The 23,163-nt window shown below is 73.7% G+C and carries 17 protein-coding genes and 1 riboswitch; of the genes, 6 read left to right on the top strand and 11 right to left on the bottom strand.

Annotated features, from left to right (window positions below; all coding sequences use genetic code 11):
* Position 1 precedes the first annotated feature (1 nt).
* Both IE272_RS11275 and cobN read right to left on the bottom strand, forming a co-directional pair.
* Positions 2 to 1,165: a hypothetical protein gene (locus tag IE272_RS11275; RefSeq protein WP_190006757.1), complete on the bottom strand. Its 1,164-nt coding sequence runs from the start codon at positions 1,163 to 1,165 to the stop codon at positions 2 to 4.
* Between the two features lie 63 nt (positions 1,166 to 1,228).
* Positions 1,229 to 4,834, bottom strand: a complete 3,606-nt coding sequence (cobN, locus tag IE272_RS11270; protein ID WP_073747165.1) for a cobaltochelatase subunit CobN — start codon at positions 4,832 to 4,834, stop codon at positions 1,229 to 1,231.
* Positions 4,835 to 4,951: 117 nt separating this feature from the next.
* Positions 4,952 to 5,031: riboswitch (cobalamin riboswitch) on the bottom strand.
* 412 nt (positions 5,032 to 5,443) lie between these two features.
* Between cobN and IE272_RS11265 the strand changes: the two genes are divergently transcribed.
* The 3 genes from IE272_RS11265 to IE272_RS11255 all read left to right on the top strand — a co-directional run bounded on the left by IE272_RS11265 (position 5,444) and on the right by IE272_RS11255 (position 9,043).
* Complete coding sequence (locus IE272_RS11265) at positions 5,444 to 6,811, top strand: ferredoxin-like domain-containing protein (protein ID WP_190006756.1); 1,368 nt, start codon at positions 5,444 to 5,446, stop codon at positions 6,809 to 6,811.
* A gap of 64 nt (positions 6,812 to 6,875) precedes the next feature.
* On the top strand, positions 6,876 to 7,502 hold the full coding sequence (locus IE272_RS11260) for a precorrin-8X methylmutase (protein ID WP_057664194.1): 627 nt from the start codon (positions 6,876 to 6,878) through the stop codon (positions 7,500 to 7,502).
* A 23-nt stretch (positions 7,503 to 7,525) separates the two neighbouring features.
* On the top strand, positions 7,526 to 9,043 hold the full coding sequence (locus tag IE272_RS11255) for a precorrin-2 C(20)-methyltransferase (protein ID WP_373304165.1): 1,518 nt from the start codon (positions 7,526 to 7,528) through the stop codon (positions 9,041 to 9,043).
* Here the strand turns inward: IE272_RS11255 and IE272_RS11250 are convergent.
* Positions 9,028 to 9,813, bottom strand: coding sequence for a cobalt-precorrin-6A reductase (locus tag IE272_RS11250; protein ID WP_190006755.1), 786 nt, complete (start codon positions 9,811 to 9,813; stop codon positions 9,028 to 9,030). The genes IE272_RS11255 and IE272_RS11250 overlap by 16 nt on opposite strands.
* Before the next feature lie 17 nt (positions 9,814 to 9,830).
* On the opposite strand from IE272_RS11250, the gene IE272_RS11245 reads away from it, so the two are divergent.
* Entirely contained in the window at positions 9,831 to 10,952 is a 1,122-nt protein-coding gene (locus IE272_RS11245) for a cobalt-precorrin-5B (C(1))-methyltransferase (RefSeq protein WP_056702343.1), read from the top strand.
* A 120-nt stretch (positions 10,953 to 11,072) separates the two neighbouring features.
* On the opposite strand, the gene IE272_RS11240 is transcribed toward IE272_RS11245, so the two are convergent.
* From IE272_RS11240 to cbiE, 5 genes are all read right to left on the bottom strand, one after another.
* Positions 11,073 to 12,125, bottom strand: a complete 1,053-nt coding sequence (locus tag IE272_RS11240; protein WP_190006754.1) for a DUF6801 domain-containing protein — start codon at positions 12,123 to 12,125, stop codon at positions 11,073 to 11,075.
* Between the two features lie 74 nt (positions 12,126 to 12,199).
* Positions 12,200 to 14,329, bottom strand: a complete 2,130-nt coding sequence (locus tag IE272_RS11235; protein ID WP_229897280.1) for an NACHT domain-containing protein — start codon at positions 14,327 to 14,329, stop codon at positions 12,200 to 12,202.
* Positions 14,330 to 14,334: 5 nt separating this feature from the next.
* Positions 14,335 to 14,763, bottom strand: a complete 429-nt coding sequence (locus IE272_RS11230; protein ID WP_056702336.1) for a hypothetical protein — start codon at positions 14,761 to 14,763, stop codon at positions 14,335 to 14,337.
* A 299-nt stretch (positions 14,764 to 15,062) separates the two neighbouring features.
* Positions 15,063 to 15,812: a precorrin-4 C(11)-methyltransferase gene (gene cobM, locus IE272_RS11225; RefSeq protein ID WP_050359981.1), complete on the bottom strand. Its 750-nt coding sequence runs from the start codon at positions 15,810 to 15,812 to the stop codon at positions 15,063 to 15,065.
* Positions 15,809 to 17,080, bottom strand: coding sequence for a precorrin-6y C5,15-methyltransferase (decarboxylating) subunit CbiE (gene cbiE / locus IE272_RS11220; RefSeq protein WP_190006752.1), 1,272 nt, complete (start codon positions 17,078 to 17,080; stop codon positions 15,809 to 15,811). Before cbiE ends, cobM begins: the two co-directional genes overlap by 4 nt.
* Positions 17,081 to 17,357: 277 nt before the next feature.
* On the opposite strand from cbiE, the gene IE272_RS11215 reads away from it, so the two are divergent.
* Both IE272_RS11215 and IE272_RS11210 read left to right on the top strand, forming a co-directional pair.
* On the top strand, positions 17,358 to 17,768 hold the full coding sequence (locus tag IE272_RS11215; protein WP_050359979.1) for a YciI family protein: 411 nt from the start codon (positions 17,358 to 17,360) through the stop codon (positions 17,766 to 17,768).
* A gap of 20 nt (positions 17,769 to 17,788) precedes the next feature.
* Positions 17,789 to 19,042: an RNA polymerase sigma factor gene (locus tag IE272_RS11210; RefSeq protein ID WP_190006751.1), complete on the top strand. Its 1,254-nt coding sequence runs from the start codon at positions 17,789 to 17,791 to the stop codon at positions 19,040 to 19,042.
* Positions 19,043 to 19,166: 124 nt separating this feature from the next.
* Here IE272_RS11210 and IE272_RS38665 read toward each other — a convergent pair whose 3' ends face one another.
* The 3 genes from IE272_RS38665 to IE272_RS11195 all read right to left on the bottom strand — a co-directional run bounded on the left by IE272_RS38665 (position 19,167) and on the right by IE272_RS11195 (position 23,153).
* Entirely contained in the window at positions 19,167 to 20,081 is a 915-nt protein-coding gene (locus IE272_RS38665; RefSeq protein ID WP_229897269.1) for a discoidin domain-containing protein, read from the bottom strand.
* Positions 20,082 to 20,614: 533 nt separating this feature from the next.
* On the bottom strand, positions 20,615 to 21,166 hold the full coding sequence (locus IE272_RS11200) for a phage tail protein (RefSeq protein WP_190006750.1): 552 nt from the start codon (positions 21,164 to 21,166) through the stop codon (positions 20,615 to 20,617).
* 4 nt (positions 21,167 to 21,170) lie between these two features.
* Positions 21,171 to 23,153: a putative baseplate assembly protein gene (locus tag IE272_RS11195; RefSeq protein WP_056702324.1), complete on the bottom strand. Its 1,983-nt coding sequence runs from the start codon at positions 23,151 to 23,153 to the stop codon at positions 21,171 to 21,173.
* Positions 23,154 to 23,163 lie beyond the last annotated feature (10 nt).

The raw sequence follows: 23,163 nt of genomic DNA, 5'->3' as shown, positions 1-23,163 counted from the left end.
GTCAGCGGCCTTCCGCCGTCTCCCCCACCGGCCGCCGGTCCAGGATCCGGGCCGTCGCGTCCGCGTCCAGGCGGGCGGTGCCCTCCTTGCCGGTCACCGTGACCCGGACCCGGGGGCCCGCTCCCGTGCCCGCGTCCGGCGTCACGTCGATGCGCCAGCTCTTCGGGTCGCGTACGCCCAGGGTCGTGCGGGCCTCGTGGACCAGCGCGGGGAACAGTTCGTACGGGAGCATCTGGATGTGCACCGTCTCCCCGGGCGGGCGGGCGGAGTCGCCGCGGATCTCCATGCGGCGTTCCTCGATGACGATCGCGGTGACGTCCGCGGTGCCCACCCTGGCCTCCAGTTCCGCGGCCGTCTGCCGCATCCGGCCGAGGACCAGCAGCGAGGAGGAGGGCCCGGAGACCGTGGTGGACGTGGTGAACGTCCGGGAGGAGGAGGCGGACGAGGTGGCCGAGGGCCGCTTCGACGAGGACGCCTCGTCGTCCCCGGACGTGAACAGTTCGCCGCGGAAGAGGAGCACCACCAGCGCCGCGCCCGCCAGGAACGTGAAGAGCACCAGCATGCACCAGGAGCCCTCGCTCATCCCCGGCTTCTCCACCAGCGTGGACCCGGGCGCGGAGTCGATCTCCGCCTCCTCGGCCCGGCGGCTCCACTCCGGGGTCGGGCGGGTGACGATCCGCACCTCCCAGGGCTCGTCCGGGCGGTACTCCACGACGGCGATGCCGCGCGGCCGGTAGACAGGGATGTCGACCAGGTTGATGTGCTCGTTGATGTTCACGCGGTACGCCGGCCGGTCGTCCGGCGCCACGGTCAGCCGGAAGTCCACCGGTACGTCGGCCGATTCGCCGCTCGTCGCCCGCAGGTCCTCGATCCGGGCGAGGGCGGTCCGGGTGACCGGCGGATCGCCGGGCCCCGGGGACCGTCGCCCGGCGACGAAGCCGACCAGGATGAGAAGGATCAGGACCCCGCCGCCGGAGAGGAAGACCGGGACCCGCTCCAGGATCACGCCGACCACGACGGCCGCGACCGCCGCCCCGGTCACTCCCGAGGTGACCGTCAGGCGCAGCCCGGCGAGGATCCCGCCCACCACCGAACGCCCGCGCACAGCCTGCCCGTTGACTTCAGCGGCGTCCTGCCCGGCCTGCCCCTGCCCCGTTGTCCCCATGACCGTGATTGTGCCGGTCGGGGGCGCTACGGGGCAGGGGCAGGCGGAAGAAATACGACGAGGTCAGTCCTCGCCCTCCAGGTTCCCTTCCGTCTCCAGGTACACCTGGCGCAGCGCGTCCAGCACTGCCGGGTCGGGCTTGGCCCACATGCCGCGCGACTCGGCCTCCAGGAGGCGTTCCGCGATGCCGTGCAGGGCCCAGGGGTTGGCCTCCTGGAGGAACTGCCGGTTCTCCGGGTCCAGGACGTACGTCTCGGTGAGCTTGTCGTACATCCAGTCGGCGACGACGCCGGTCGTGGCGTCGTACCCGAAGAGGTAGTCGACGGTGGCCGCCAGCTCGAACGCGCCCTTGTAGCCGTGGCGGCGCATCGCCTCGATCCACTTGGGGTTGACGACCCGGGCCCGGAAGACGCGGGACGTCTCCTCGACCAGCGTCCGCGTGCGGACGGTCTCGGGACGGGTGGAGTCCCCGATGTACGCCTCCGGGGCCTTTCCCTTGAGGGCGCGCACGGTGGCCACCATGCCGCCGTGGTACTGGAAGTAGTCGTCGGAGTCCGCGATGTCGTGCTCGCGGGTGTCGGTGTTCTTCGCGGCGACCTCGATGCGCTTGTAGGCGCTCTCCATCTCCTCGCGCGCCGGGCGGCCGTCGAGCTCGCGGCCGTAGGCGTAGCCGCCCCAGACCGTGTAGACCTCGGCGAGGTCGGCGTCGGTGCGCCAGTCGCGGGAGTCGATGAGCTGGAGGAGACCCGCGCCGTAGGTGCCGGGGCGGGAGCCGAAGATCCGGGTGGTGGCCCGGCGTTCGTCGCCGTGCTCGGCCAGGTCGGCCTGGGTGTGCGCCCGTACGTAGTTCTGCTCGGCCGGCTCGTCCAGCGAGGCGGCCAGCCGTACGGCGTCGTCGAGCAGCCCGACCGTGTGCGGGAACGCGTCGCGGAAGAAGCCCGAGATGCGCAGCGTCACGTCGATACGGGGACGGCCCAGCTCCTCGTACGGGATGGGCTCCAGGCCGGTCACCCGGCGCGAGGCGTCGTCCCAGACGGGGCGGATGCCGAGCAGCGCGAACGCCTCCGCGATGTCGTCGCCCGCCGTGCGCATCGCGCTGGTGCCCCAGAGGGAGAGGCCGACGGAGGTGGGCCAGTCGCCGTTGTCGGTGCGGTAGCGGGTGAGGAGCGAGTCGGCCAGCGCCTGGCCGGTCTCCCAGGCGAGCTTGGAGGGGACCGCCTTCGGGTCGACGGAGTAGAAGTTACGGCCGGTGGGGAGGACGTTGACCAGGCCGCGCAGCGGTGAGCCGGACGGGCCGGCGGGGACGAAGCCGCCGTTCAAAGCGTGTACGGCGTGGGTGAGTTCGTCGGTCGTGGCCGCCATGCGCGGGACGACCTCGGTGGCGGCGAAGGTGAGGATGTCGGCGACCGCGTCCGGCAGCCCGGCGGCGACACCGGCGACGGCGGCCGGGTCCCAGTCGGCGTCGTCCATCGCCTGGACGAGCGCGCGGGCCTGCTCCTCGATCGTGTCGGCGGCGGTGCGGGTGGCGGCGGACTCGTCGAGCCCGAGCGCCTCGCGCAGCCCCGGGAGCGAGGCCGTGCCGCCCCAGATCTGCCGGGCCCGCAGCACCGCGAGGACCAGGTTGACCCGGTCGTTCCCGGCGGGCGGGTTGCCCAGCACGTGCAGGCCGTCGCGGATCTGGACGTCCTTGATCTCGCAGAGCCAGCCGTCGAGATGCATGATGAAGTCGTCGAAGCCCTCGTCCTCCGGCCGGTCCTCCAGGCCGAGGTCGTGGTCGAGCTTCGCGGCCTGGATCAGCGTCCAGATCTGCGCGCGGATCGCGGGCAGCTTCGCCGGGTCCATCGCGGCGATCTGGGCGTGCTCGTCGAGGAGTTGCTCCAGCCGGGCGATGTCGCCATAGCTGTCGGCGCGGGCCATCGGCGGCACCAGGTGGTCGATCAGCGTGGCGTGGACGCGCCGCTTGGCCTGCGTGCCCTCGCCCGGGTCGTTCACCAGGAACGGGTAGACGAGGGGGAGGTCGCCGAGGGCGGCGTCGGGGCCGCAGGCGGCGGAGAGGCCCGCGTTCTTGCCGGGCAGCCACTCCAGGTTCCCGTGCTTGCCGAGGTGGATCATGGCGTCCGCGCCGAAGCCGTTGTCGTCGGCGGACGCGGCGATCCAGCGGTAGGCGGCCAGGTAGTGGTGCGAGGGCGGCAGATCGGGGTCGTGGTAGATCGCGATCGGGTTCTCGCCGAAGCCGCGCGGCGGCTGGATGAGGATGAGGAGGTTCCCGCGCCGCAGGGCCGCGAGGACGATGTCGCCCTCCGGGTTCGCGGACCGGTCGACGAACATCTCGCCGGGGGCCGGGCCCCAGTGCTCCTCCACCGCGCCGCGCAGCTCCTCGGGGAGCGTGGCGAACCAGCGGCGGTAGTCGGCGGCCGGGATACGGACCGGGTTGCGGGCCAACTGCTCCTCGGTCAGCCACTCCTGGTCGTGGCCGCCCGCCTCGATCAGCGCGTAGATCAGCTCGTCGCCGTCGCCGGAGACCAGACCCGGGATGTCCTCCTCGGGCCCGAAGTCGTACCCCTCGGCGCGCAGCCGCCGCAGCAGCGCGACGGCGCTGGCGGGGGTGTCGAGCCCGACGGCGTTCCCGATCCGGGAGTGCTTGGTCGGGTAGGCGGAGAGCACGAGCGCGATGCGCTTCTCCGCGTTCGGGATGTTCCGCAGCTTCGCGTGCCGTACGGCGATCCCGGCGACCCGGGCCGCGCGCTCGGCGTCGGCGACGTACGCCGGGAGCCCGTCCTCGTCGATCTCCTTGAAGGAGAAGGGGACGGTGATCAGCCGCCCGTCGAACTCCGGCACCGCGATCTGGGTGGCCGCGTCCAGCGGGGAGACGCCCTCGTCGTTCTCCTCCCAGGCGCTGCGCGGGCTGGTGAGGCAGAGCGCCTGGAGGATCGGCACGTCGAGCCCGGTGAGCGCGCCCGCGTCCCACGACTCGTCGTCGCCGCCGGCCGACGCCTCGGCGGGCTTGGTGCCGCCCGCCGCGAGGACGGTCGTCACGATGGCGTCGGCGGCGCGGAGCGCGTCGATCAGCTCGGCCTCGGGCGTACGGAGGGACGCGACGTACAGCGGAAGAGGCCGGGCCCCCGCGTCCTCCACCGCCGTGCACAGGGCGTCGATGAACGCGGTGTTCCCGCTCATGTGGTGGGCGCGGTAGTAGAGGACGGCGACCGTCGGCGCACCCTCGGCCACGGCGCGGGCCTCCCGCTCCAGCGGGCCCCACGCGGGGGCCGGGGCGGGCGGCTCGAAGCCGTGACCGGTCAGCAGCACGGTGTCGGAGAGGAACCGGGCGAGCTGCTCCAGGTTGGCGGGCCCGCCGTGCGCGAGGTAGGCGTGCGCCTCGGCGGCGATGCCGATCGGCACGGTGGAGGCGGCCATCAACTGGGCGTCGGGGGCCTGCTCACCGGTGAGCACGACGACCGGGCGGCCGGTGGCCAGCACCGCGTCCAGCCCCTCCTGCCAGGCCCGTACCCCGCCGAGAAGACGTACGACGACGAGGTCGACGCCGTCCAGGAGGTCCGGCAGTCCGTCGAGGGAGACGCGGGAGGGGTTGGCGTACCGGTAGCTGACGGGTCCCTCGGAAGCGCGGGCGCTCAGGAGGTCGGTGTCGGACGTCGACAGGAGCAGGATCATGCTGCGTCAGGCCTTCCTCGGGGTGTCCACGCCCCGGGCGGTGTCGGAGGGTCTCCCCGGACACCCGGCGGAGGGCCGGGAGCCGCACCCGGTGGGAAACCGGGCGCTCGGGGAAGGGAGTTCCTGACTCGCCCGGCCGGTGGTGGCGGCCGGGCTCACAGTGGCGGGACCGCGCCGGAATCTCACCGGGCTTCCTCCCCTGTCGCCGTCTGGCGATGGCGGCCTGAACGGACCACCGCCTGCATCCTAAGCGGCGGGGGTGGGGCGGGGGCAGGGGGCAGGGGTGCGGTGATGATCACGGCGACCGGCGCGCGGCGGGGCGGACTCTCCGTACCTCCCGTCGCGCGGGGCCGGGGCCGCCACCATCCCGTAGGGCCGGGGCCACCGCCGCCCCACAGGCCGGGTCCACCACCATCCCGCAGGGCCCGGGGCCACCACCGTCCCGCAGGCCGGGTCCACCACCATCCCGCAGGGCCCGGGGCCACCACCGCCCCACAGGACGGCCACACCACAGCCCCGCAGGCTGGCCACGCCCTGCCCCGCCGGCCGGCCACGCGCTGTCCCGCAGGTCACAGGAGCGGGCCCGTCTACCGGACCGGCCCGGTCGGTATGCTCGCCGCCATGCCCGATTCCGCCCCCTCGCCCCTTTCCGCGGGCGGCACATCCCCCCGCGACGGCGGCGACGCCTGCCCGGGAACGCTGCGGCTGCACCGGGCCGACGACGGTGCGCTGGCCCGGGTACGCATCCCCGGCGGGGTGCTGAGCGCGGACCGGGCGGACGCGCTGCTCGCGGTGGCCGGCCGGTTCGGGGACGGTGAGCTGCATCTCACCTCGCGGGGCAACGTACAGCTGCGCGGCCTCGACGCGGAGTGCGGCGGCGGGCCGGCCGAACTGCTCGGCGCCGCCGGGCTGCTGCCGTCGGCCGCGCACGAACGGGCCCGCAACATCGTGGCCTCGCCGCTCGCCGGACTCGACGGATCGCCCCCGGTCGGCGGCTGGTTGTCCGAGCTGGACTCCCTGGTGTGCGGGTCGGCCGCCGCCGCCGCGCTCTCCGGCCGCTTCCTCTTCGCCCTGGACTCCGGTCGCGGTGACGTGGACGCGCTGGGCGCGGACATGACGCTGATCGCGGAGGGCGGCGACTGCCTCCTGCGGGTCGGGGCCGCCGACGAGGTGTTCCGCCTGCCCTCGGCGGACGGCCCGCGCGCCGCGCTCCTGGCCGCCGAGCTGTTCCTCCGCGCCGCCCGGGACTCCGGCGCGTGGCGCGTGAAGGACCTGCCCGACGACGTACGCACCGCGCTGGTGCGCGCCGTCGGGGCGACGGTGGGCCCGGTCGTCCACCGCCCCCGTCCGCGTACGGCGAAGGCTCCGGCCCCGGGCCCGGTCACCGCACCGGACAGCAGCACGCCCGCGACAACGGCAACGACCGTGACCGCGATCAGCGTCGGCGTACCGCTGGGCCGGCTCGTCCCCGCCCAGTGGCGGCTGCTCACCGAAACGGCCCGGCGGTACGGGAACGAGCTGCGGCTGACCCCGTGGCGCGGGATCGTCATCCCCGGCCCCTTCGGACCGCCCGGACCTTCCACGCAGTCCGCACAGTCCACGCAGCCCGCACAGTCCGGGCAGTCCGGGCGCGCGGCAGAGGCGCTCGACGCCCTGGCGGCGGCCGGTCTGATCACCGGCCCGGACTCCCCGTGGACCGGCGTCGGCGCCTGCATCGGCCACCCCGGCTGCGCGAAGTCGCTGTCCGACGTGCGGGCCGAAGCGGGGGCCGCTGTCGGACCGGTCGGGCGGCTCCCTGTGTACTGGTCCGGGTGCGAACGCCGCTGCGGCCACCCCCACGGGGAGTGGATCGACGTGGTCGTCACACCCGAGGGGCACCGGATCTCGCACGTACGGGGCGAACACCGTGACCCCCGGACGGTGGTCCGGAACGACCCGGCGGCACTCGCGTCGGCGGTGTCCGGGGCCCGCGCCTGAGCACGCTCCCCCAGCTCCCCCCTCCTACCCTCCTCCCCTACCGGCAGAAGAAAGCGACAGCACTGTGCACCAGTACGAGAAGGACGGACCGGCGATCTACCGCCAGTCCTTCGCCACCATCCGCACGGAGGCGGATCTGGCCGGGCTGCCCGCCGACGTGAGCCAGGTCGCCGTCCGCATGATCCACGCCTGCGGCATGGTCGACCTCGTACGCGACCTCGCCTTCTCACCGAACGCAGTGGCCGACGCCCGCGCGGCCCTGCGCGCCGGGGCGCCGATCCTCTGCGACGTGGCGATGGTGGCCAGCGGGGTCACCCGCAAGCGGCTGCCCGCGGACAACGACGTGGTGTGCACGCTGTCCGACCCGTCCGTGCCTGAGCTGGCCGCGAAGATGGGGACCACGCGCAGCGCGGCGGCCCTGGAGCTGTGGCGGGACCGGATGGAGGGCGCGGTGGTCGCGGTCGGCAACGCCCCGACCGCCCTGTTCCGCCTGCTGGAGATGATCGAGGAGGGCGCCCCGCGCCCGGCGGCCGTCATCGGCGTCCCGGTCGGCTTCATCGGCGCGGCCGAGTCCAAGGAGGCCCTGGCCGAGCACGCTTCGGGCCTGGAGCACCTGATCGTGCGCGGCCGGCGCGGCGGCAGCGCGATAGCCGCCGCGGCGCTCAACGCCATCGCCAGCGAGGAAGAGTAGTGACCTCTCCAGTGACCTCTCCAGTGAACGGGATCAAGAGTGGCGCCGGCCGGCTCTACGGTGTCGGGCTCGGCCCCGGCGACCCGGACCTGATGACCCTGCGGGCCGTCCGGGCCATCGGTGAGGCCGACGTCGTCGCGTACCACAGCGCACGGCACGGCCGCTCGATCGCGCGGTCCATCGCGGCGGCGCATCTGCGGCCCGACCACATCGAGGAGGCCCTGGTCTACCCCGTCACGACGGAGACCACGGACCACCCGGGCGGTTACCGGGGCGCGCTGGAGGAGTTCTACGAGAAGGCCGCCGCCCGTCTCGCGGCGCATCTGGACGCGGGCCTGACCGTCGCGGTGCTCGCCGAGGGCGACCCGATGTTCTACGGCTCGTACATGCACATGCACAAGCGCCTGGCCGACCGGTACACCACCGAGGTCATCCCGGGTGTCACCTCCGTCAGCGCGGCGGCGGCCCGGCTCGGCACCCCCCTCGTCGAGGGCGAGGAGATCCTCACGATCCTGCCCGGCACGCTGCCGGAGGAGGAGCTGACGGCCCGTCTCGCCGCCACGGACACGGCCGTGGTGATGAAGCTGGGGCGTACGTTCCCGGCGGTGCGCGGGGCGTTCGAGGCGTCCGGGAGGCTCGCGGAGGCGCGGTACGTGGAGCGCGCGACGATGGCGGGGGAGCGCACGGGCGACCTGGCGGACATCGACCCGGCGTCCGTCCCGTACTTCTCGGTCGCGGTCCTGCCGAGCCGCGTCGACACACCGCGCCCCTCCGGGAAGGCCGGCGGCGAGGTCGTGGTCGTGGGCACCGGCCCGGCGGGCCCGCTGTGGCTGACACCGGAGACGCGCGGAGCGCTCGCCGCCGCCGACGACGTGGTCGGCTACACGACCTACCTGGACCGGGTTCCGGTCCGCCCGGGTCAGGCGCGGCACGGCTCGGACAACAAGGTGGAGTCGGAGCGCGCCGAGTTCGCCCTGGACCTGGCCCGGCGGGGCCACCGCGTCGCGGTGGTGTCCGGCGGCGACCCGGGGGTCTTCGCGATGGCGACGGCGGTGCTGGAGGCGGCCTCGCAGGACGAGTACGCGGACATCCCCGTACGGGTCCTGCCCGGCGTCACCGCGGCCAACGCGGCGGCGGCCCGCGCGGGTGCGCCGCTGGGCCACGACTACGCCACGATCTCCCTCTCTGACCGGCTCAAGCCGTGGGAGGTCATCGCGGAGCGCCTGCGCGCGGCGGCCTCGGCGGACCTGGTGCTGGCGCTGTACAACCCGGGCTCCCAGTCCCGTACGTGGCAGGTGGGCAAGGCCCGCGACCTGCTCCTGGAGCACCGTTCCCCGGACACCCCGGTGGTGTTGGCGCGCGATGTGGGCGGCCCGACGGAGAGCGTACGGACGGTACGGCTGGCCGACGTCGACCCGGCGGAGGTGGACATGCGGACGCTGCTGATCGTGGGCTCGTCGCAGACCCGGTGGATCGAGCGGGGCGGTTCCGGCACCGGCCGGTCCATCGTGTGGACGCCCCGCCGCTACCCGGAGGCGTAGCGCCGGCGCACCCACTCCACGGCCTCGTCGGGCGTACGGGCCACCGGCACCCCTTCCGGTACCGGTGGCCGCCGCACGACGACGACGGGGATCCCGGCCTCACGGGCGGCGGTGAGCTTCGGGGCCGTGGCGTCCCCACCGCTGTCCTTGGTGACGAGCACGTCGAGACGGTGGCGGCGGATGAGCGCCCGCTCCCCCTCCAGCGTGAACGGCCCCCGGTCGAGCAGGACCTCCATCCGGGCCGGGCAGGGCGGCTCGGGAGCGTCGACGGACCGCACGAGGAACCACAGATCGTCGAGTGCCGCTCCCGCGAAGGCGGCGAGCCCCATCCGCCCGGTGGTGAGGAAGACCCGCTCCCCCAGCGCGGGCAGCAGCTCGGCGGCCTCGGCGAGCGATCCGGCGGCGTGCCAGCGGTCGCCGCCCTGGGCGACCCAGCCGGGCCGGCGGAGGGCGAGGAGAGGAACATGGGCCCGGGCGGCGGCCTCGGCCGCGTTCCGGCTCATGGTCGCGGCGAAGGGGTGGGTGGCATCGATGAGGACGTCCACATCGTGCTCACGCACCCAGGCGGCGAGCCCGTCGGGCCCCCCGAACCCGCCGACGCGCACGTCACCGGGCGGCAGCCGGGGAGCGGAGACGCGCCCGGCGAGCGAGGTGGTGACCCGGACCTGGACCCGGGAGCCCGGGGCAGAAGCGGCAAGGTTCTCGGCCAGCCGGCGCGCCTCGGTCGTACCCCCCAGAACAAGAACATGCACAGCAGCAGGCACAGGCATCGGAACGGACTCATCTCATGAACGCTGAGGCGCGGGGCGGTCGCAGTGCCCAACTCAAACACACCGGCCTGCGCCCCGGCTGGACGACCGGTGCCTGTGCGACGGCGGCGACGACGGCCGCGTACACGGCACTGCTGACCGGCGACTTCCCGGATCCGGTGACCATCACGCTGCCGAAGGGCCAGACACCGGCGTTCGCGCTGGCGCTGGAGGAGCTGACGGCCGGGCCGGGTGGGGCGGTGGCGATGGCCGGAGTGGTGAAGGACGCGGGCGACGACCCGGACGTCACCCACGGGGCACTGGTCCGGTCGACCGTACGGAGACTGCCGCCGGGCTCCGGCGTGGTGTTCCGGGCCGGCCCGGGCGTGGGCACGGTCACCCTCCCCGGCCTGCCGCTGGACGTCGGTGAGCCCGCGGTGAACCCGGTGCCGCGCCGGCTGATGCGCGAGCACGTGGAGCGGGTGGCGGCGGAGCACGGCGGGACGGGGGACGTGGAGATCACGGTCTCGGTCGACCACGGCGAGGAGATCGCCCGCTCGACGTGGAACGGCCGCCTGGGAATCCTGGGCGGCCTGTCGATCCTGGGCACGACGGGGGTGGTGGTCCCGTACTCCTGCTCGGCGTGGATCGACTCGATCCGCCGGGGCGTGGACGTGGCGCGGGCGGCGGGCCTGACCCATGTGGCGGGCTGCACGGGCTCGACGTCGGAGAAGACGGTGGTGTCGGAGTACGGCCTGCCGGACATCGCGCTGCTGGACATGGGGGACTTCGCGGGCGCGGTCCTGAAATACGTACGCCGACACCCCGTCGCCCGCCTCACGATCTGCGGCGGCTTCGCCAAACTCTCCAAGCTGGCGGCGGGCCACCTGGACCTCCACTCGGCCCGCTCCCAGGTCGACAAACCCTTCCTGGCCGACCTGGCCCGCCGGGGCGGCGCGGACGCGACCCTGGCCACCCGCATCGCCACCGCCAACACGGGCCTGGAGGCCCTGCGCCTGTGCGAAGCGGCGAACGTCCCGCTCGGCGACCTGGTGGCCGCCCGGGCCCGCGACGAGGCGCTGTCGGTGCTGCGGGGTGCGCCGGTCGCGGTCGACGTGATCTGCATCGACCGGGCGGGGGTGGTGGTGGGGCGGGGATAGCCGGCCGACGCCGTAGTCCTGGAAGGGACGACTGCGCTGAGGCGGCCCGTTCGGCCCGGTGGCCGGGGCCCTCCGACAGCTCAGCGGGCGTGCCCGCTCCCGACCGACCGCACGTGCGCGTCATCCTCGGTCAGCATCTTGGTCGTCCGGGTCGCCGGAGCGCCGCTTCCTCAGCCAGGGACCGAAGGCGATGAGGGCGGCGGCGGCGCCGGTGACGAGGACGCCCGCCGCCAGCACGATCGGGCTCCTGGGATCCAGAGCGCCGGCCGCGTGCCCGTCCTCGCCCGTGCCGTCCGGCACCGGGTCCAGGGGCAGCCCCCCGGGCGACGGGGGAAGGGTACGGGGCTCGGGCCCCGTCGGGGTGGGTTGCGGTGTCTTCGGCGTGGCCGAGGCGTCCGGCGAAGCCGAGGCCGGAGCCGAGCCGCCGGAGCCGCCACCGGGCCGGGTGCCCGGGGCCGTACCGTCGCCGGTTCCGCCTCCGGCCCCTCGGCCCCCTCCGGCTCCTCCGCCCCCGCCGCCTCCTCCCGTGGCTCCGGGGCCGGTTCCGCTTCCGCTTCCGCTTCCGGCTGTTCCGGACGAGCCCGTGCCGGTCGCCGTCGCGGTGGGCCGCACCGGCTCGGTGATGGTGACCGACTGAAGGACCCTCTTCTGCCCGGGATTCAGGGTGCAGGAGGCCTGAAGCGTGGGTACGGGGGCCGTGCCGTCCGCGCGTTTCGGGATGAGACTCAGGGTGAGGTCGCCGACGATGACCTGCGCGTTGCCGTGCCGGGTGAAGGAGAGGGAGGGGGCGGCGCCCTTGGCAGTCACGTCGACCGGACCGGAGCGCGGGACGGGGGTCTTGGGGATCGTCATGGGGACGTCCAGCGGGATGTCGCCCTGCGGTGCGGTGACGGTCGCGGCCCCGTTCAGGGAACCCTCCACGGTCTTCGCACCGACCAGGGCGGCCCAGCGGGTGATGGCCGCGTTCACGGTCGTCACTCCGTTCAGGGCGGATTTCGGACTGGTCGTGCCGACGGGGATCGTGTCCGGGATGTCCGTGTGGAGTCGCATGGTCAAGGGCACCCTGCCGATGCCGGTGAAGGCGCAGCTGTAGCCCAGCGTGAGTCCGACCGGTTCCGCGGAAGCGGTCGGGGAGCCCGGCAGCCCCAGGATTCCGGCGGTGACCGACAGCACGGTCGCCGAGATCCCCCGGCCTGCCCTGCCCCGGCAGCGCCTCGTGCCACGTAATGTCCGGTGCTTCGCTTCCATCAGCTGACCCCCGTCGCCTCTGTCGGCTGCTCACGTTCGCATTCGCGCCGTCCGTGGACCTCGGCCATGCGGTCCCGGAGCCGTGCGTGGCGGAACTGGTGGACCGCGCCCGCCTGACGCAGCACCCCCCGTTGGCAGGCGTCGTCGAGAAAGGCGTTCACCGCCCACGGGAGCCGCCCGGTCAGGGGCAGCCACAGACGGACCAGGACGATCCACCGGCCCCATGCGGTCAAGGTGCAGGATCCGAGGGCGACCATGACTCCCATCGTGATTCCATGCCCGACCCCGATGGCGAATCCATTGATCGCTGTGACGACGACGCCGAACCCGATACCGGCTATCAGGCCCGTCACAAGGATCTGAGTGAGCACGGTCGTCCGGTTCGTCCTCAGCAGATCCGCCGGGCTGACCGAGGCTTTCGTCTCGATGACCGCCTCGACCCCGGTCATGAGCCCGAGGACGAGGCCGGTCCCCAGCCCGACGCCGAGCCCGACCAGGAACCAATCCATGAAGACCAGAAAGACGTTGAGCCACGGGAAACCCGCGACTGCCACGTAGACAGCGTTTCCGAGGCCGTACACGACCCCGAATACCAGACCGCCCGCGAGCCCGCTCCGAATCCGGGGAAGGAGATTCTGCTTGACTCTCTTCGACCCGCCACGGATCCGTATATGCATACGCGACGGCTGAAATCCGCCTCCGGCCCCGGCACTTGACATCAATCCTTGAAGGAACCCGAATGCCAGTCCACTGCCCAGCATGTTCAGAAAAGTCACAATGATGACATGCAAAGAGATCAGATATCCGGAGGGAAGTACGGTCAGCACCCCTGATACGAAGCCGATCACCGCTCCGGAGGCGACCATGCGCGAAGAAAGGCTCATGGCTGTTCCCAGCCGCCACCATTCGATGTCGTGGGTGTCGAGCTGCCTCAGGTGTGTGGCGAGGTATCCCAGCCAGTGCCGCGAGCGTTCGGCGGGCCAGGTCCGGTGTTTCCGGTCGGACCGGGCGGAGAGGAACCGGGCGTACGCGGCGGGAACGAAGCGGTCCAGGAGATGGTCCTCCAGGGCTTCGCGGGTGTCGAGTTCACGACCGGTCAGCAGCCTCGCCGGATCACGGCCGGACCGGTGGACGGCACGGGCGAGCTCGACCATCAGGGGGGTGGTCAGCACCGCGGTGAGACGGGCGCACGCCGGTTCGTCCGGATGGAGCCGCAGCCGGTTCAGTACGTACTCCCACCCGGTCGTGCCGGTGGCGGGCGGATCCGTGCCACGGGCCGCACCGGCCCCGGGCAGCAGATAGCCGGCGACGTCGTCGAGGGTGAGGTCGGTCAGTTCGATACCGTCGAAGGACACGGACGACTTCGCGGCGGCGGCCTCGATCTCGGGGCGGCGGCTCGTCAGCAGCACCGGCAGGGTGACGGCGGAGAGATCCCGCAGCGCCTTCTTGTGCAGACCATCGGCGATCTCGTCGAATCCGTCCAGGATCGCGAGCACACATTCGGTCATCACCAGTGTGTCCGCCCACGACCGCCCTCCGGGACCGTCCCCGGCCAGAAAGGGATAGTCCCGCTCCAACCGGCCGATAAGCCAATTCCGGAGACTCGTCTTGTGGGGGTCCCACGATCCCAGGCTGAAGATCACGGGTACGGGATCACTGCCGTACGGACCACGAGCTTTCAGCCGGTCCATCGCGAAACGGCGGATGAGCACGGTCTTTCCCGAACCCGCCCTGCCCAGCACCAGAAGCCTGCCGGGTTTCTTTCCCTCGTAGGCAGCCGCGAGATCCTTCAACGGCTGGTCGAGGGGGAGAACCTCTGACGATCCGGTCCGAAGGCCCGGACCGATGTTGCAGCCGGCGGCCAACTCCGGGGACACCGCCCGGAAGCGCAACGGCAACGGCGCCGGATCCCATAAGCGCAGCTGCTCCTCCTCGCTCTTCAGGAACCCGCCGACCACCTCCGCCAGCAGGTTCGCCTTCCCGGCCGGTGAGTTCTCGGGGGGAGGCGGGCTCTCGGGGGGAAGAGTGAAGTGGTTGATGGTCGGGTAATCGCCGGTGATGATGGTGCCGTCGTTGTTGTTCCACACCGTCACCGACCTGTCGCCGCCCTCCTGCTGCGGGTCGGTCATCCCGGTCACCGGTGCAACGTGATGTGCGCGCCGTCACCGACATAGATGACTCCGGAGCTGTCCCGTCCCACGAAGACGCTGCGGTCGCCCCCGGCCCGCCCGGCGGATCCCTTCGGCAGGAGTTCCGCAAGCTCCTCGGCCAGGCCCGCATGGCCTCTGAGCGCGTCCCGCAGCGCGATGCGCAACTCTGCGCGCCGCAGCGCCAACAGCTCCCGGTCCTCGCCCGCTTCTGCCAGGCCGGCGACGCGGACCGCGAGAACGCGGGCGTCCTCGGCCCGTCGGTTCGTGATCCTGGCGAACAATTGCTGCCCCAGCCGTACGGGCGTCCCGGCGGTCTCGTCCCTCGCCATGATCAGCCCATGCGCACCATGGGCGATGATGTCGGCCTCGGTCTCCTTCATGATCCGGTCGAGCAGTGCGTCGGTCTCCAGCACGGCGTCCCCCTCACGCAGCCCCGGTCGGAAAGCGCATGCTACTGAATCCGGCCGGGCGCTATCAGCCCGATGCGCGAATCCGATGCCGCGGATGACGGGCCTCAAGCACGGTCCTGGGCCACTCGATGATCGACACCGGTTTCCTCTCATGGGGCACAGCCGTCCCGCTTCTCCCGTTTCCGCTCGCGCTCGCGGTCCTTGCCCGGTTGTCCCCAGGGGAGTTCAGCCCGCAGAGCCCGCCCTCCTCCCGCACCGTGACGGAGGCGAACCAGGTCGGCGTCTCCTCGTCGGGCGGAGCCTCAGCACTCCCCCCGGTCCCGCCCCACCGCATACAGGTGGCTGTCCCGGAACTGCTCCGCGCCCAGGGTCCGGCCCACCATGATGACCGCCGTCCGGATCACCCCCGCCGCCTTCACCTGCTCGGCGATCGAGTCCAGCGGGCCGCGCAGGATGATCTCGTCCGGGCGGGACGCCATCGCCACCACCGCCGTCGGGCAGTCCGCCCCGTAGTGCGGGAGCAGTTCATCCACCACGCGGTCCACGTAGCGCGCCGCCAGGTGCAGCACGATCAGTGCGCCGCTGCGGCCCAGCGTCGCCAGGTCCTCGCCCTCCGGCATCGCCGTGGCGCGCTGCGCGATGCGGGTCAGGATGACCGTCTGGCCGACCGTCGGGACCGTCAGCTCGCGCTTCAGTGCCGCTGCCGCCGCCGCGAACGCGGGGACGCCGGGGACCACTTCGTACGGGACGCCCGCCTCGTCCAGGCGCTTCATCTGTTCGTTCACCGCGCTGAACACCGACGGGTCGCCCGAGTGCAACCTCGCCACGTCGTGGCCGTCCGCGTGGGCCCGGACCAGCTCGGCGGTGATCTGCTCGATGTCCAGGTTCGCCGTGTCGATCAGGCGGGCGTCCTTCGGGCACTCGGCCAGCAGTTCCACCGGGACCAGGCTGCCCGCGTACAGGCAGACCGGGCTGGCGGCGAGGATCCGGGCGCCGCGCACCGTGATCAGGTCGGCCGCGCCGGGGCCCGCGCCGATGAAGTACACCGTCATGATCGATCTCCCTTGTACGAACGTGCCCCGGAATCCGGGGGCTTGGTCACCGACCACTGCGTTACGGGCATGGCCTGACGCCAGCCGGTGAAGCCGCCGACCGGGACGGCGTGCGCCACCGCGAGGCGCACCAGCTCGCCGCCGTGCGCCTTGTGCCGCTCGGCCAGCAGCGCCTCCGACTCCAGCGTCACCGTGTTCGCGACCAGCCGGCCCCCCGGGCGCAACGCCTCCCAGCACGCGTCGAGCAGGCCCGGCGCGGTCAGGCCGCCGCCGATGAACACCGCGTCCGGCGCTTCCAGTCCGGCCAGGGACGCGGGAGCCGGGCCGGTCACCACCTGCAGGGCGGGGACCCCCAGACGGTCCGCGTTACGGGTGATCCGCTCGGCCCGCACCGGGTCCCGTTCCACGCTCACCGCCCGGCAGGACGGGTGTGCCCGCAGCCATTCGATCGCGATCGAGCCGGAGCCGCCGCCCACGTCCCAGAGCAGTTCTCCGGGCGCGGGCGCCAGGGCCCCGAGCGTGGCGGCCCTGATGTGGCGCTTGGTGAGCTGGCCGTCGTGTTCGTACGCCTCGTCCGGCAGACCCGGGACCGTGCCGAGCCGCAGCGCGTCCGCCGACGCCCGGCAGGCGATCGCGATGACGTTCAGCCGGTCTCCCGGCGGGTGCGCCCACTCCGCCGCGATGCCGTCGACGTGCCTCTCGTCCTCGCCGCCGAGCTGTTCCAGCACCCGCAGCCGGCTCGGGCCGAAGCCGTGGGACGTGAGGAGCGCGGCGACCGCGGCGGGCGTGCCGGCGTCCGCGCTCAGGACCAGCAGCCGGCGGCCCTCGTGCAGCGACGCCGCGAGACGTGCCGCCGGACGGCCCACCAGCGTCACGACCTCCGTGTCCTCCAGCGGCCAGCCGAGGCGCGCGCAGGCGTACGAGACGGACGACGGGTGCGGCAGCACCTGCAGCCCCTCCGGCCCCAGCTCCTCCGCCAGCGCGCGCCCGATCCCGTAGAACATCGGGTCCCCACTGGCCAGCACCGCGATCCGGCGCTCCCGGTGCTCCGCGAGCAGCCGGGGGACGGCCGGCCTCAGCGGGGACGGCCAGCCCACCCGGGCACCGGCGCACTCCGGCGGGAGCAGGTCCAGCTGGCGCGCTCCGCCGATCAGCACCTCGGCCGCGCGCAGCGCCTCCCGTGCCGTACCGGACAGGCCGGGCCAGCCGTCCGCGCCGATCCCCACGACGGAGACGGGGTGAGGAAGCGGGGCTGGGGATGGGGACACGGGCCGGGACCTCGTCGTTCGGGGGAGGGAGGAGGGAGGAGGGAGGAGGGAGGAGGGAGGAGAGCAGGCGCGACGAGCGGAAACGAGGCGCAGCCGAACTTTACTGAACACCCCGTTCCGACCGTTCCGGCGGGTGAGCGCCCCGCCCCGACCCTCCAGCGGGTGAATCCGGAAGAAACTTCGCGCGTGGTGTCGAGAACCCCGCACCGGCCCCGACGTCCCCTGTGTAAGAGGAAGAAAGAACCACGAGCGAACGAGCGACCAGGAGGCGACGGTCATGAAGTATCTGGTGATGGTCCAGGGCAGCCAGGCGGACTACGAGGCCCAGACCGGCAAGGGGAACGCGGACAGCCCGGCCTGGGACGAGAAGGCCATGCAGGAGATGTTCGCCTACATGGGCAGCATCAACGACGACCTCGCCGAGTCGGGCGAGCTGGTCACCGGCTACGGGCTCACGGAGCCCGCGCAGGGACGGGCCGTGAGCGTCGACGCCGAGGGGCGGCCGGTGGTCTCGGACGGGCCGTACAGCGAGACGAAGGAGCTGCTCGCCGGGTTCTGGGTGCTCGACTGCGAGAGCCTGGAAAGGGTGACCGAGATCGCGGCTCGCGTGGCACGCTGTCCGCAGCCGGCCGGGGCGCCCGACTACCCGGTGCTCATCCGGACCATCGGCGGCGGGATCGACGACTGACGTACCACCCGAGGACGCGGATGGACCGTACGACCGACGTCATCATCGAGGACCTGCTGCGCCGCCACGCGCCGCAGGTCCTCGGCGCGCTCGTGCGCCGGTACGGGCACTTCGACCCGGCCGAGGACTCCGTCCAGGAGGCCCTGATCGCGGCCGCCGAGCAGTGGCCTCAGGACGGGGTCCCCGACAATCCGCGCGGCTGGCTGATCCGGGTCGCCTCCCGCCGCCTCACCGACCGGCTCCGCAGCGACGAGGCCCGTCGCAGGCGGGAGGAGACGGCGGCGGCCCTCACCCCGGCGGACGCGTTCGTCGCGCCGCCGCCCGGGGAGGGCCCCTCCGGCACGGGCCGGGCCCCCTCCGAGGACGACACGCTCACCCTGCTCTTCCTCTGCTGCCACCCCGCGCTCACCCCCGCCGCCCAGATCGCGCTCACCCTCCGCGCGGTCGGCGGTCTCACCACGGCGGAGATCGCCCGCGCCCATCTGGTGCCGGAGGCGACGATGGCGCAGCGGATCAGCCGGGCCAAGCGGACGGTGCACGGTACGCAGTTCCGGCGGCCGGACGCCCAGGACCTCGACCAGCGGCTCGGCGCCGCGCTCCAGGTCCTCTACCTGATCTTCAACGAGGGCTACACCGCCACCGCGGGCCCCGACCTCCACCGCACGGACCTGGCGCGCGAGGCGATCCGGCTGACCCGCGCCGTCCGCCGGCTGCTGCCCCACGAGGGGCGGGTGACCGGGCTGCTGGCGCTGATGGTCCTCACCGAGGCGCGCACCCCGGCGCGCACCGGGCCGGACGGCGAGCTGGTCCCGCTCGACGAACAGGACCGGGCGCTCTGGGACCGTACGGCCATCGCGGAGGGCACCGCGCTGGCCGAGGAGGCGCTCGCCCAGGGCCCGGCCGGGGACTACCAGCTCCAGGCCGCCGTCGCCGCCCTCCACGACGAGGCGGAGCGCGCCGAGGACACCGACTGGCCGCAGATCCTCGCCCTCTACGACCTCCTCGTGCGGCGCACCCCCGACCCCGCCGCCGCGCTGGGCCGGGCGGTCGCCGTGGCCATGGTGCACGGGCCCCGGGCGGGGCTGGCCGCGGTCGACGCCCTGACGGGGACGGTGGAGCGTCACTACCGGCTCGACGCCGTACGCGGGCATCTCCTGGAGCGGGCCGGGGAGCCGGACGCCGCCCGCGCCGCCTACCGCGCGGCCGCCGACGGCACGCTCAGCGAACCCGAGGCCCGCTATCTGCGCATGCGCGCGGACCGGCTGAACCCGTAACAGGCTTCCCCCGTACGACCGTTCGCCCCGGCCTTCCGAAGAGCTCGCGCCTCCCTGGGAACCCCCGCCTTCCTGAGAACTCCCGCCTCCTCGGGAACCCCCCGCCTCCCTGAGAACCCCTTTCTCATTCCCGCCTTCCGAAGAACTCGATCTCCGCGACCGCCGTCCGCCGGTCCTTCCCCGAGCCGTACGCCGACTCGACCGTGAGCCGGGCCTTGACCGTGTCCGAACCCCGTACGTCGAAGGTCTGCTGGCCCGCCTGGTCGCGCAGCCGGATCGTCCGGTCGGTCTTCTCCCCGTCCTTCGACGTCAGCTCCACCGTGAGCCGCGCCGGGCGGCCCTGCGTCAGGAACTCGTTCTGGCGCGCCGACGTCCCGGAGAACACCACGATCTTCATCATCCGCACCGGCTGCGCGAAGTCGCACTCCAGGTGCTCCCCGACCCCCTCGCCGGTCTTCTCCGGTGCCCAGTAACGGTTGTTGAACCCGTCGACCGCCGCCGCCGCCGGGTGCCCGTCCGCCTCGCTGGAACCCCGGCAGACGGCGGGCGGTACGGACTCCGGGGTCCCGGTCTCCTCCTTGGCGAAGCCGAACAGGCCCGAGAGGTGCGGCAGCGCGAACCAGACGCCCACCGCCAGCAGGATCAGCACGATGGGCAGCCCGATCCTCGGCCGCCGCCACCCGCGCCGCGGACGCGCCCCCGCCACCCGCGCCTGCCGGGGCCGGCGGCGCAGGATCCGCCGCCACCACGGCAGCCGGCCCTCGGGGGCGGGCCCCGGGTCCAGGAGCAGGGCGCAGCGGATGCACAGGGTGCGGCCCGGGGCGTTCTCCGTACGGCAGTTGGGGCAGACGACCGGCGCGCCGACGGGTTCCGGGCCGGGCGGCTCGGTGGCGGGCCCCGGTCCGGCGTCCGGCCACGCGTCGGGACCGGGAGCCGGACCGGGCGGGCCCTCTCCCGGTCGCCGGGGGGCCGCTGCCCGCGGTGACGTCGGCGGTCCGGGGGGCGTGTGGGCCGGGGGCAGCGGGGCCGTTACGGGCATGGGCGCGGGCGATGCCACAGGGGCGGGCGCGGGCGGCGTCACGAAGGGGGACGCGGCCGGCGTCCCGGAACCGGACGCGGGCGGTGCCGCGGGAGGGGGCCCGGAAGCGGGCCATGCCCCGCGAACGGGCGGTGTTACGGGAGCGGGAGGTGTTACGGGAGCGGGCTCGGACCGTACTCCGGGCGCGGGCCGGCCGGGCGGGCCGGGCGCGGGAGCGGACCCGCCGGGCGGCGGCAGACCGGGTGCGGGCGGGCCGGAAGCGCCAGGCCCGGTGGAGCCTCCAGGCCCGGGACCGCCGGGCCCGGCGGAAGCAGCAGGCCCGGCGAAAGCAGCAGGCCCGGACAGCGCGCTCGGCCCGGGCGACGCAGACGACACGTTCGGCCCGGCCGACACGCTCGGCCCGGTAGACACGTTCGGCCCGGCCGCCGCGCTCGGCCCGGGTGAGCCCTCCCCCTCCTCCCACCCCAGGAACGCCTCGCACGCCACACAGAACTCCCGCCCCGGCGGGTTCCGGTGTCCGCACTCGTCGCAGGTCACAGCAGCTCCAAGGTGAATCCGACGTGCGCCGGGACCTCCGCGCCGATCAGCTCCTCCAGCCGCACCCGGTCCGGCTGCCGGGCGCCGCCCCGGTCCCCGCCGCCGGCCGCCCGGATCCGGATGGTCACCCAGGGGCGGCCCTGGCCCGGCAGCGGGGTGCCGGAGCCGGTCGACCAGGCGGTGCCGCCGCTCTCGACGATCTCCGGTTCCGTACCGGTCTCCAGCCGGAGCGCCTCCGCCAGGCCGCCCACCGTGCCGCGTCGGGCGTGCCGGGCGACCGCGCCGCGCACCGCCGCCCGGCGCAGCTCCGGCGGGCTGCTTCCGTGGGGGTCGACGGCCACCCACTGGGCCAGCCAGTCGAGGAAGTCGTCGGGGGCGCTGCGGGGGTCCAGGTGCGCGGGCAGATTGTCGATGGAGAGGAGGACGGGGGCCAGGACGTCGTCCAGGGCGGTCAGGAAGCGCTGGAGGAAGTCCTGTTCCAGGTAGACGGCGGGGAGCCGGTCGATCAGGGGGTGCGGGGTCGGCAGACCCGGGATTCCGTTGCGCATCGGATCAGGCCCCCCTCACCCGGAGCTGGTGCTCGTAACTGAAGACCAGTGCGTGCGGGTCCAGCGCGATCTTCGCGGTGGCGTCGGTGCGTTCGCCGGTGACCGGGTCGGCCCGGTACAGCCGGACGTCCTCCACCAGGTCGACGCCCGGCACCCGCTGGAGCACGGCGAACGCCTCCCCCGACTGGACGGGCCTGCCGAACGGCCAGCCGTCCCCGGCCGGCCCGCCGGTGAGCGGGTTGAAGTACCCGTACAGCGCGGCCAGCGCGCTCTCGCGCACCTTCTCCGCGACCGCCCCGCGCTCCGCCTGGACCAGGGCGACGACGGTGACGCCCTGGTAGAACGGCGGCTCGACGACCAGCCGGGCCCCGATCGGCCGCCGGGCGTCCAGATGGCCGGCGATCAGGGCGAGCGTGTTCGCGGGCGGGATCAGCTCGTCGAACTCGATCCGGCCCTGTTCGTCGCCGCTCCCGGCGGGGACGACGAGCAGCCGCACCCCGCCCGCGTCGGAAGCCTCCGCGCCGTCCTGCGTACCGGCCCGGATGCAGTGGACCCGGGCCGCGTCCGGGGCGATCTCCCGGGCGAGGAGTTCGTAGTCGTGCGGGACGACCGCCCGGTGCAGGGTGCGCAGCGTCATCGGCCCGCGCACCCGGGCGCTGTCGACGCTCTCGCCGTCCACGCCCCCGAGCGCCGGCCGGCGGTTCTCGACCCGGGCGACGTACGGGATCGCACTGCGCAGGACACGGAGCGTGGAGCGGGCGACGTTGCCGCGCAGCCCGCCGCCCCTGCGGTAGGAGCGGACCCGGACGGTGGCTCCCTTGACCGGGACGTGGCCGTAATGGCGTACGGAGCCGTCCCGTTCGCGTACAGCGGGGCCGAACTCGACGCGCCCCGCGTTCGGGTCGAGCGTGACGTGCCGGTCCTCGGGGCCGGAGTGCGCGAAGTCGTCGACCCGGCTCCAGTGGGTGACGTCCGAGCCGGCGACGGCGTCGGGCGCGGCCGGGTCGGTCACCTCGACCACGAACTCCCCCGGCACCACCGGCGGCCTGGCCAGCCGGAACACCTGCCCGGGGACGCCCTCCGCCTGGCCCAGCACCTCGTCGGTGATGGTCTCGGCGTGCTCGGCGGCGACGGTCGCGCCGATGGTGAACGCGGTGATGCCGCGCACGACGGGCGGGGCCATGTACGTCGGCTGGCCCGGCTCCGCCTCGATCAGCCGGCAGCGCAGCCAGCCCCCGGTCCGGCGGACGACGGCCGCCGGGACATGGGTTCTCGGCAGGTGCAGGATCAGCTCGCCGGACCGGTTGAAGCCGCCGGTGTCGTCCTTCTCCACTTCGCAGACCGCCCAACTGGACCCGTCCCAGGCCTCCCAGAGGATCGGCGGCCGGGCCGGGTCGACCCCGACACCGTCGACCGTGCAGTCCAGCCGGAGCGCCAGTACGCCCGCGGGCACGGCGGCCGACAGGCCGACGTACAGGCAGTCGCCGGGGGCGGGCGTGGCCCCGAAGACGGGCACGTCCCGGCCGAGCGTCAGCTCCTCGGTCCGGTCGACGGCCTCCCCGGGCGAGGGCCAGGTGGCCAGGTGGGCGAAGGCGCACGGCACGATGGAGAGCGGCTCGGAGGTGGTGAAGACGACCGCCTCCTCCGTCTCCGTACGGACGGTGGCGACCTCCGTTCCCGCGCGCACCAGCACCGGTTCGGGCCGGGGGGCGGAGAGCCGGAACGTCACCTCGGTGTGGGCGGCGGTCGGCGGGTGGAGCTGTACCCCGATCAGGTCGAGGAAGGTCAGATAGCTCTTCTCCGGGACCCGGTTCACCCGGTAGACGAGCTGGTCGACCATGGTCGCGAACGCCTCGATCAGCGTCACCCCGGGGTCGGAGACGTTGTGGTCGGTCCACTCCGGGCAGCGCTGCTGCACCAGGCGTTTCGCCTCGTCGACCAGGCCCTGGAAGGTGCGGTCGTCCAGATGCGGGCTGGGCAGGGTCACGCCCTCTCCT

Source organism: Streptomyces anulatus, assembly GCF_014650675.1.
In the GTDB taxonomy this organism is placed as follows: domain Bacteria; phylum Actinomycetota; class Actinomycetes; order Streptomycetales; family Streptomycetaceae; genus Streptomyces; species Streptomyces anulatus.
The sequence above is the reverse complement of the archived record's forward strand: the minus strand, read 5'-3'. Positions and strand labels throughout refer to the sequence as shown.

Excerpts from the sequence above, each read along its gene's own strand:
- IE272_RS38665 (WP_229897269.1), bottom strand. The coding sequence starts at position 20,081 with ATGCCCGTAACGGCCCCGCTGCCCCCGGCCCACACGCCCCCCGGACCG.
- IE272_RS11215 (WP_050359979.1), top strand. The coding sequence starts at position 17,358 with ATGAAGTATCTGGTGATGGTCCAGGGCAGCCAGGCGGACTACGAGGCC.
- IE272_RS11265 (WP_190006756.1), top strand. The coding sequence starts at position 5,444 with ATGCTCGCCGCCATGCCCGATTCCGCCCCCTCGCCCCTTTCCGCGGGC.
- IE272_RS11275 (WP_190006757.1), bottom strand. The coding sequence starts at position 1,165 with ATGGGGACAACGGGGCAGGGGCAGGCCGGGCAGGACGCCGCTGAAGTC.
- IE272_RS11200 (WP_190006750.1), bottom strand. The coding sequence starts at position 21,166 with ATGCGCAACGGAATCCCGGGTCTGCCGACCCCGCACCCCCTGATCGAC.
- IE272_RS11235 (WP_229897280.1), bottom strand. The coding sequence starts at position 14,329 with ATGACCGACCCGCAGCAGGAGGGCGGCGACAGGTCGGTGACGGTGTGG.
- IE272_RS11245 (WP_056702343.1), top strand. The coding sequence starts at position 9,831 with ATGAACGCTGAGGCGCGGGGCGGTCGCAGTGCCCAACTCAAACACACC.
- cobM (WP_050359981.1), bottom strand. The coding sequence starts at position 15,812 with ATGACGGTGTACTTCATCGGCGCGGGCCCCGGCGCGGCCGACCTGATC.
- IE272_RS11250 (WP_190006755.1), bottom strand. The coding sequence starts at position 9,813 with ATGCCTGTGCCTGCTGCTGTGCATGTTCTTGTTCTGGGGGGTACGACC.
- cobN (WP_073747165.1), bottom strand. The coding sequence starts at position 4,834 with ATGATCCTGCTCCTGTCGACGTCCGACACCGACCTCCTGAGCGCCCGC.
- IE272_RS11210 (WP_190006751.1), top strand. The coding sequence starts at position 17,789 with ATGGACCGTACGACCGACGTCATCATCGAGGACCTGCTGCGCCGCCAC.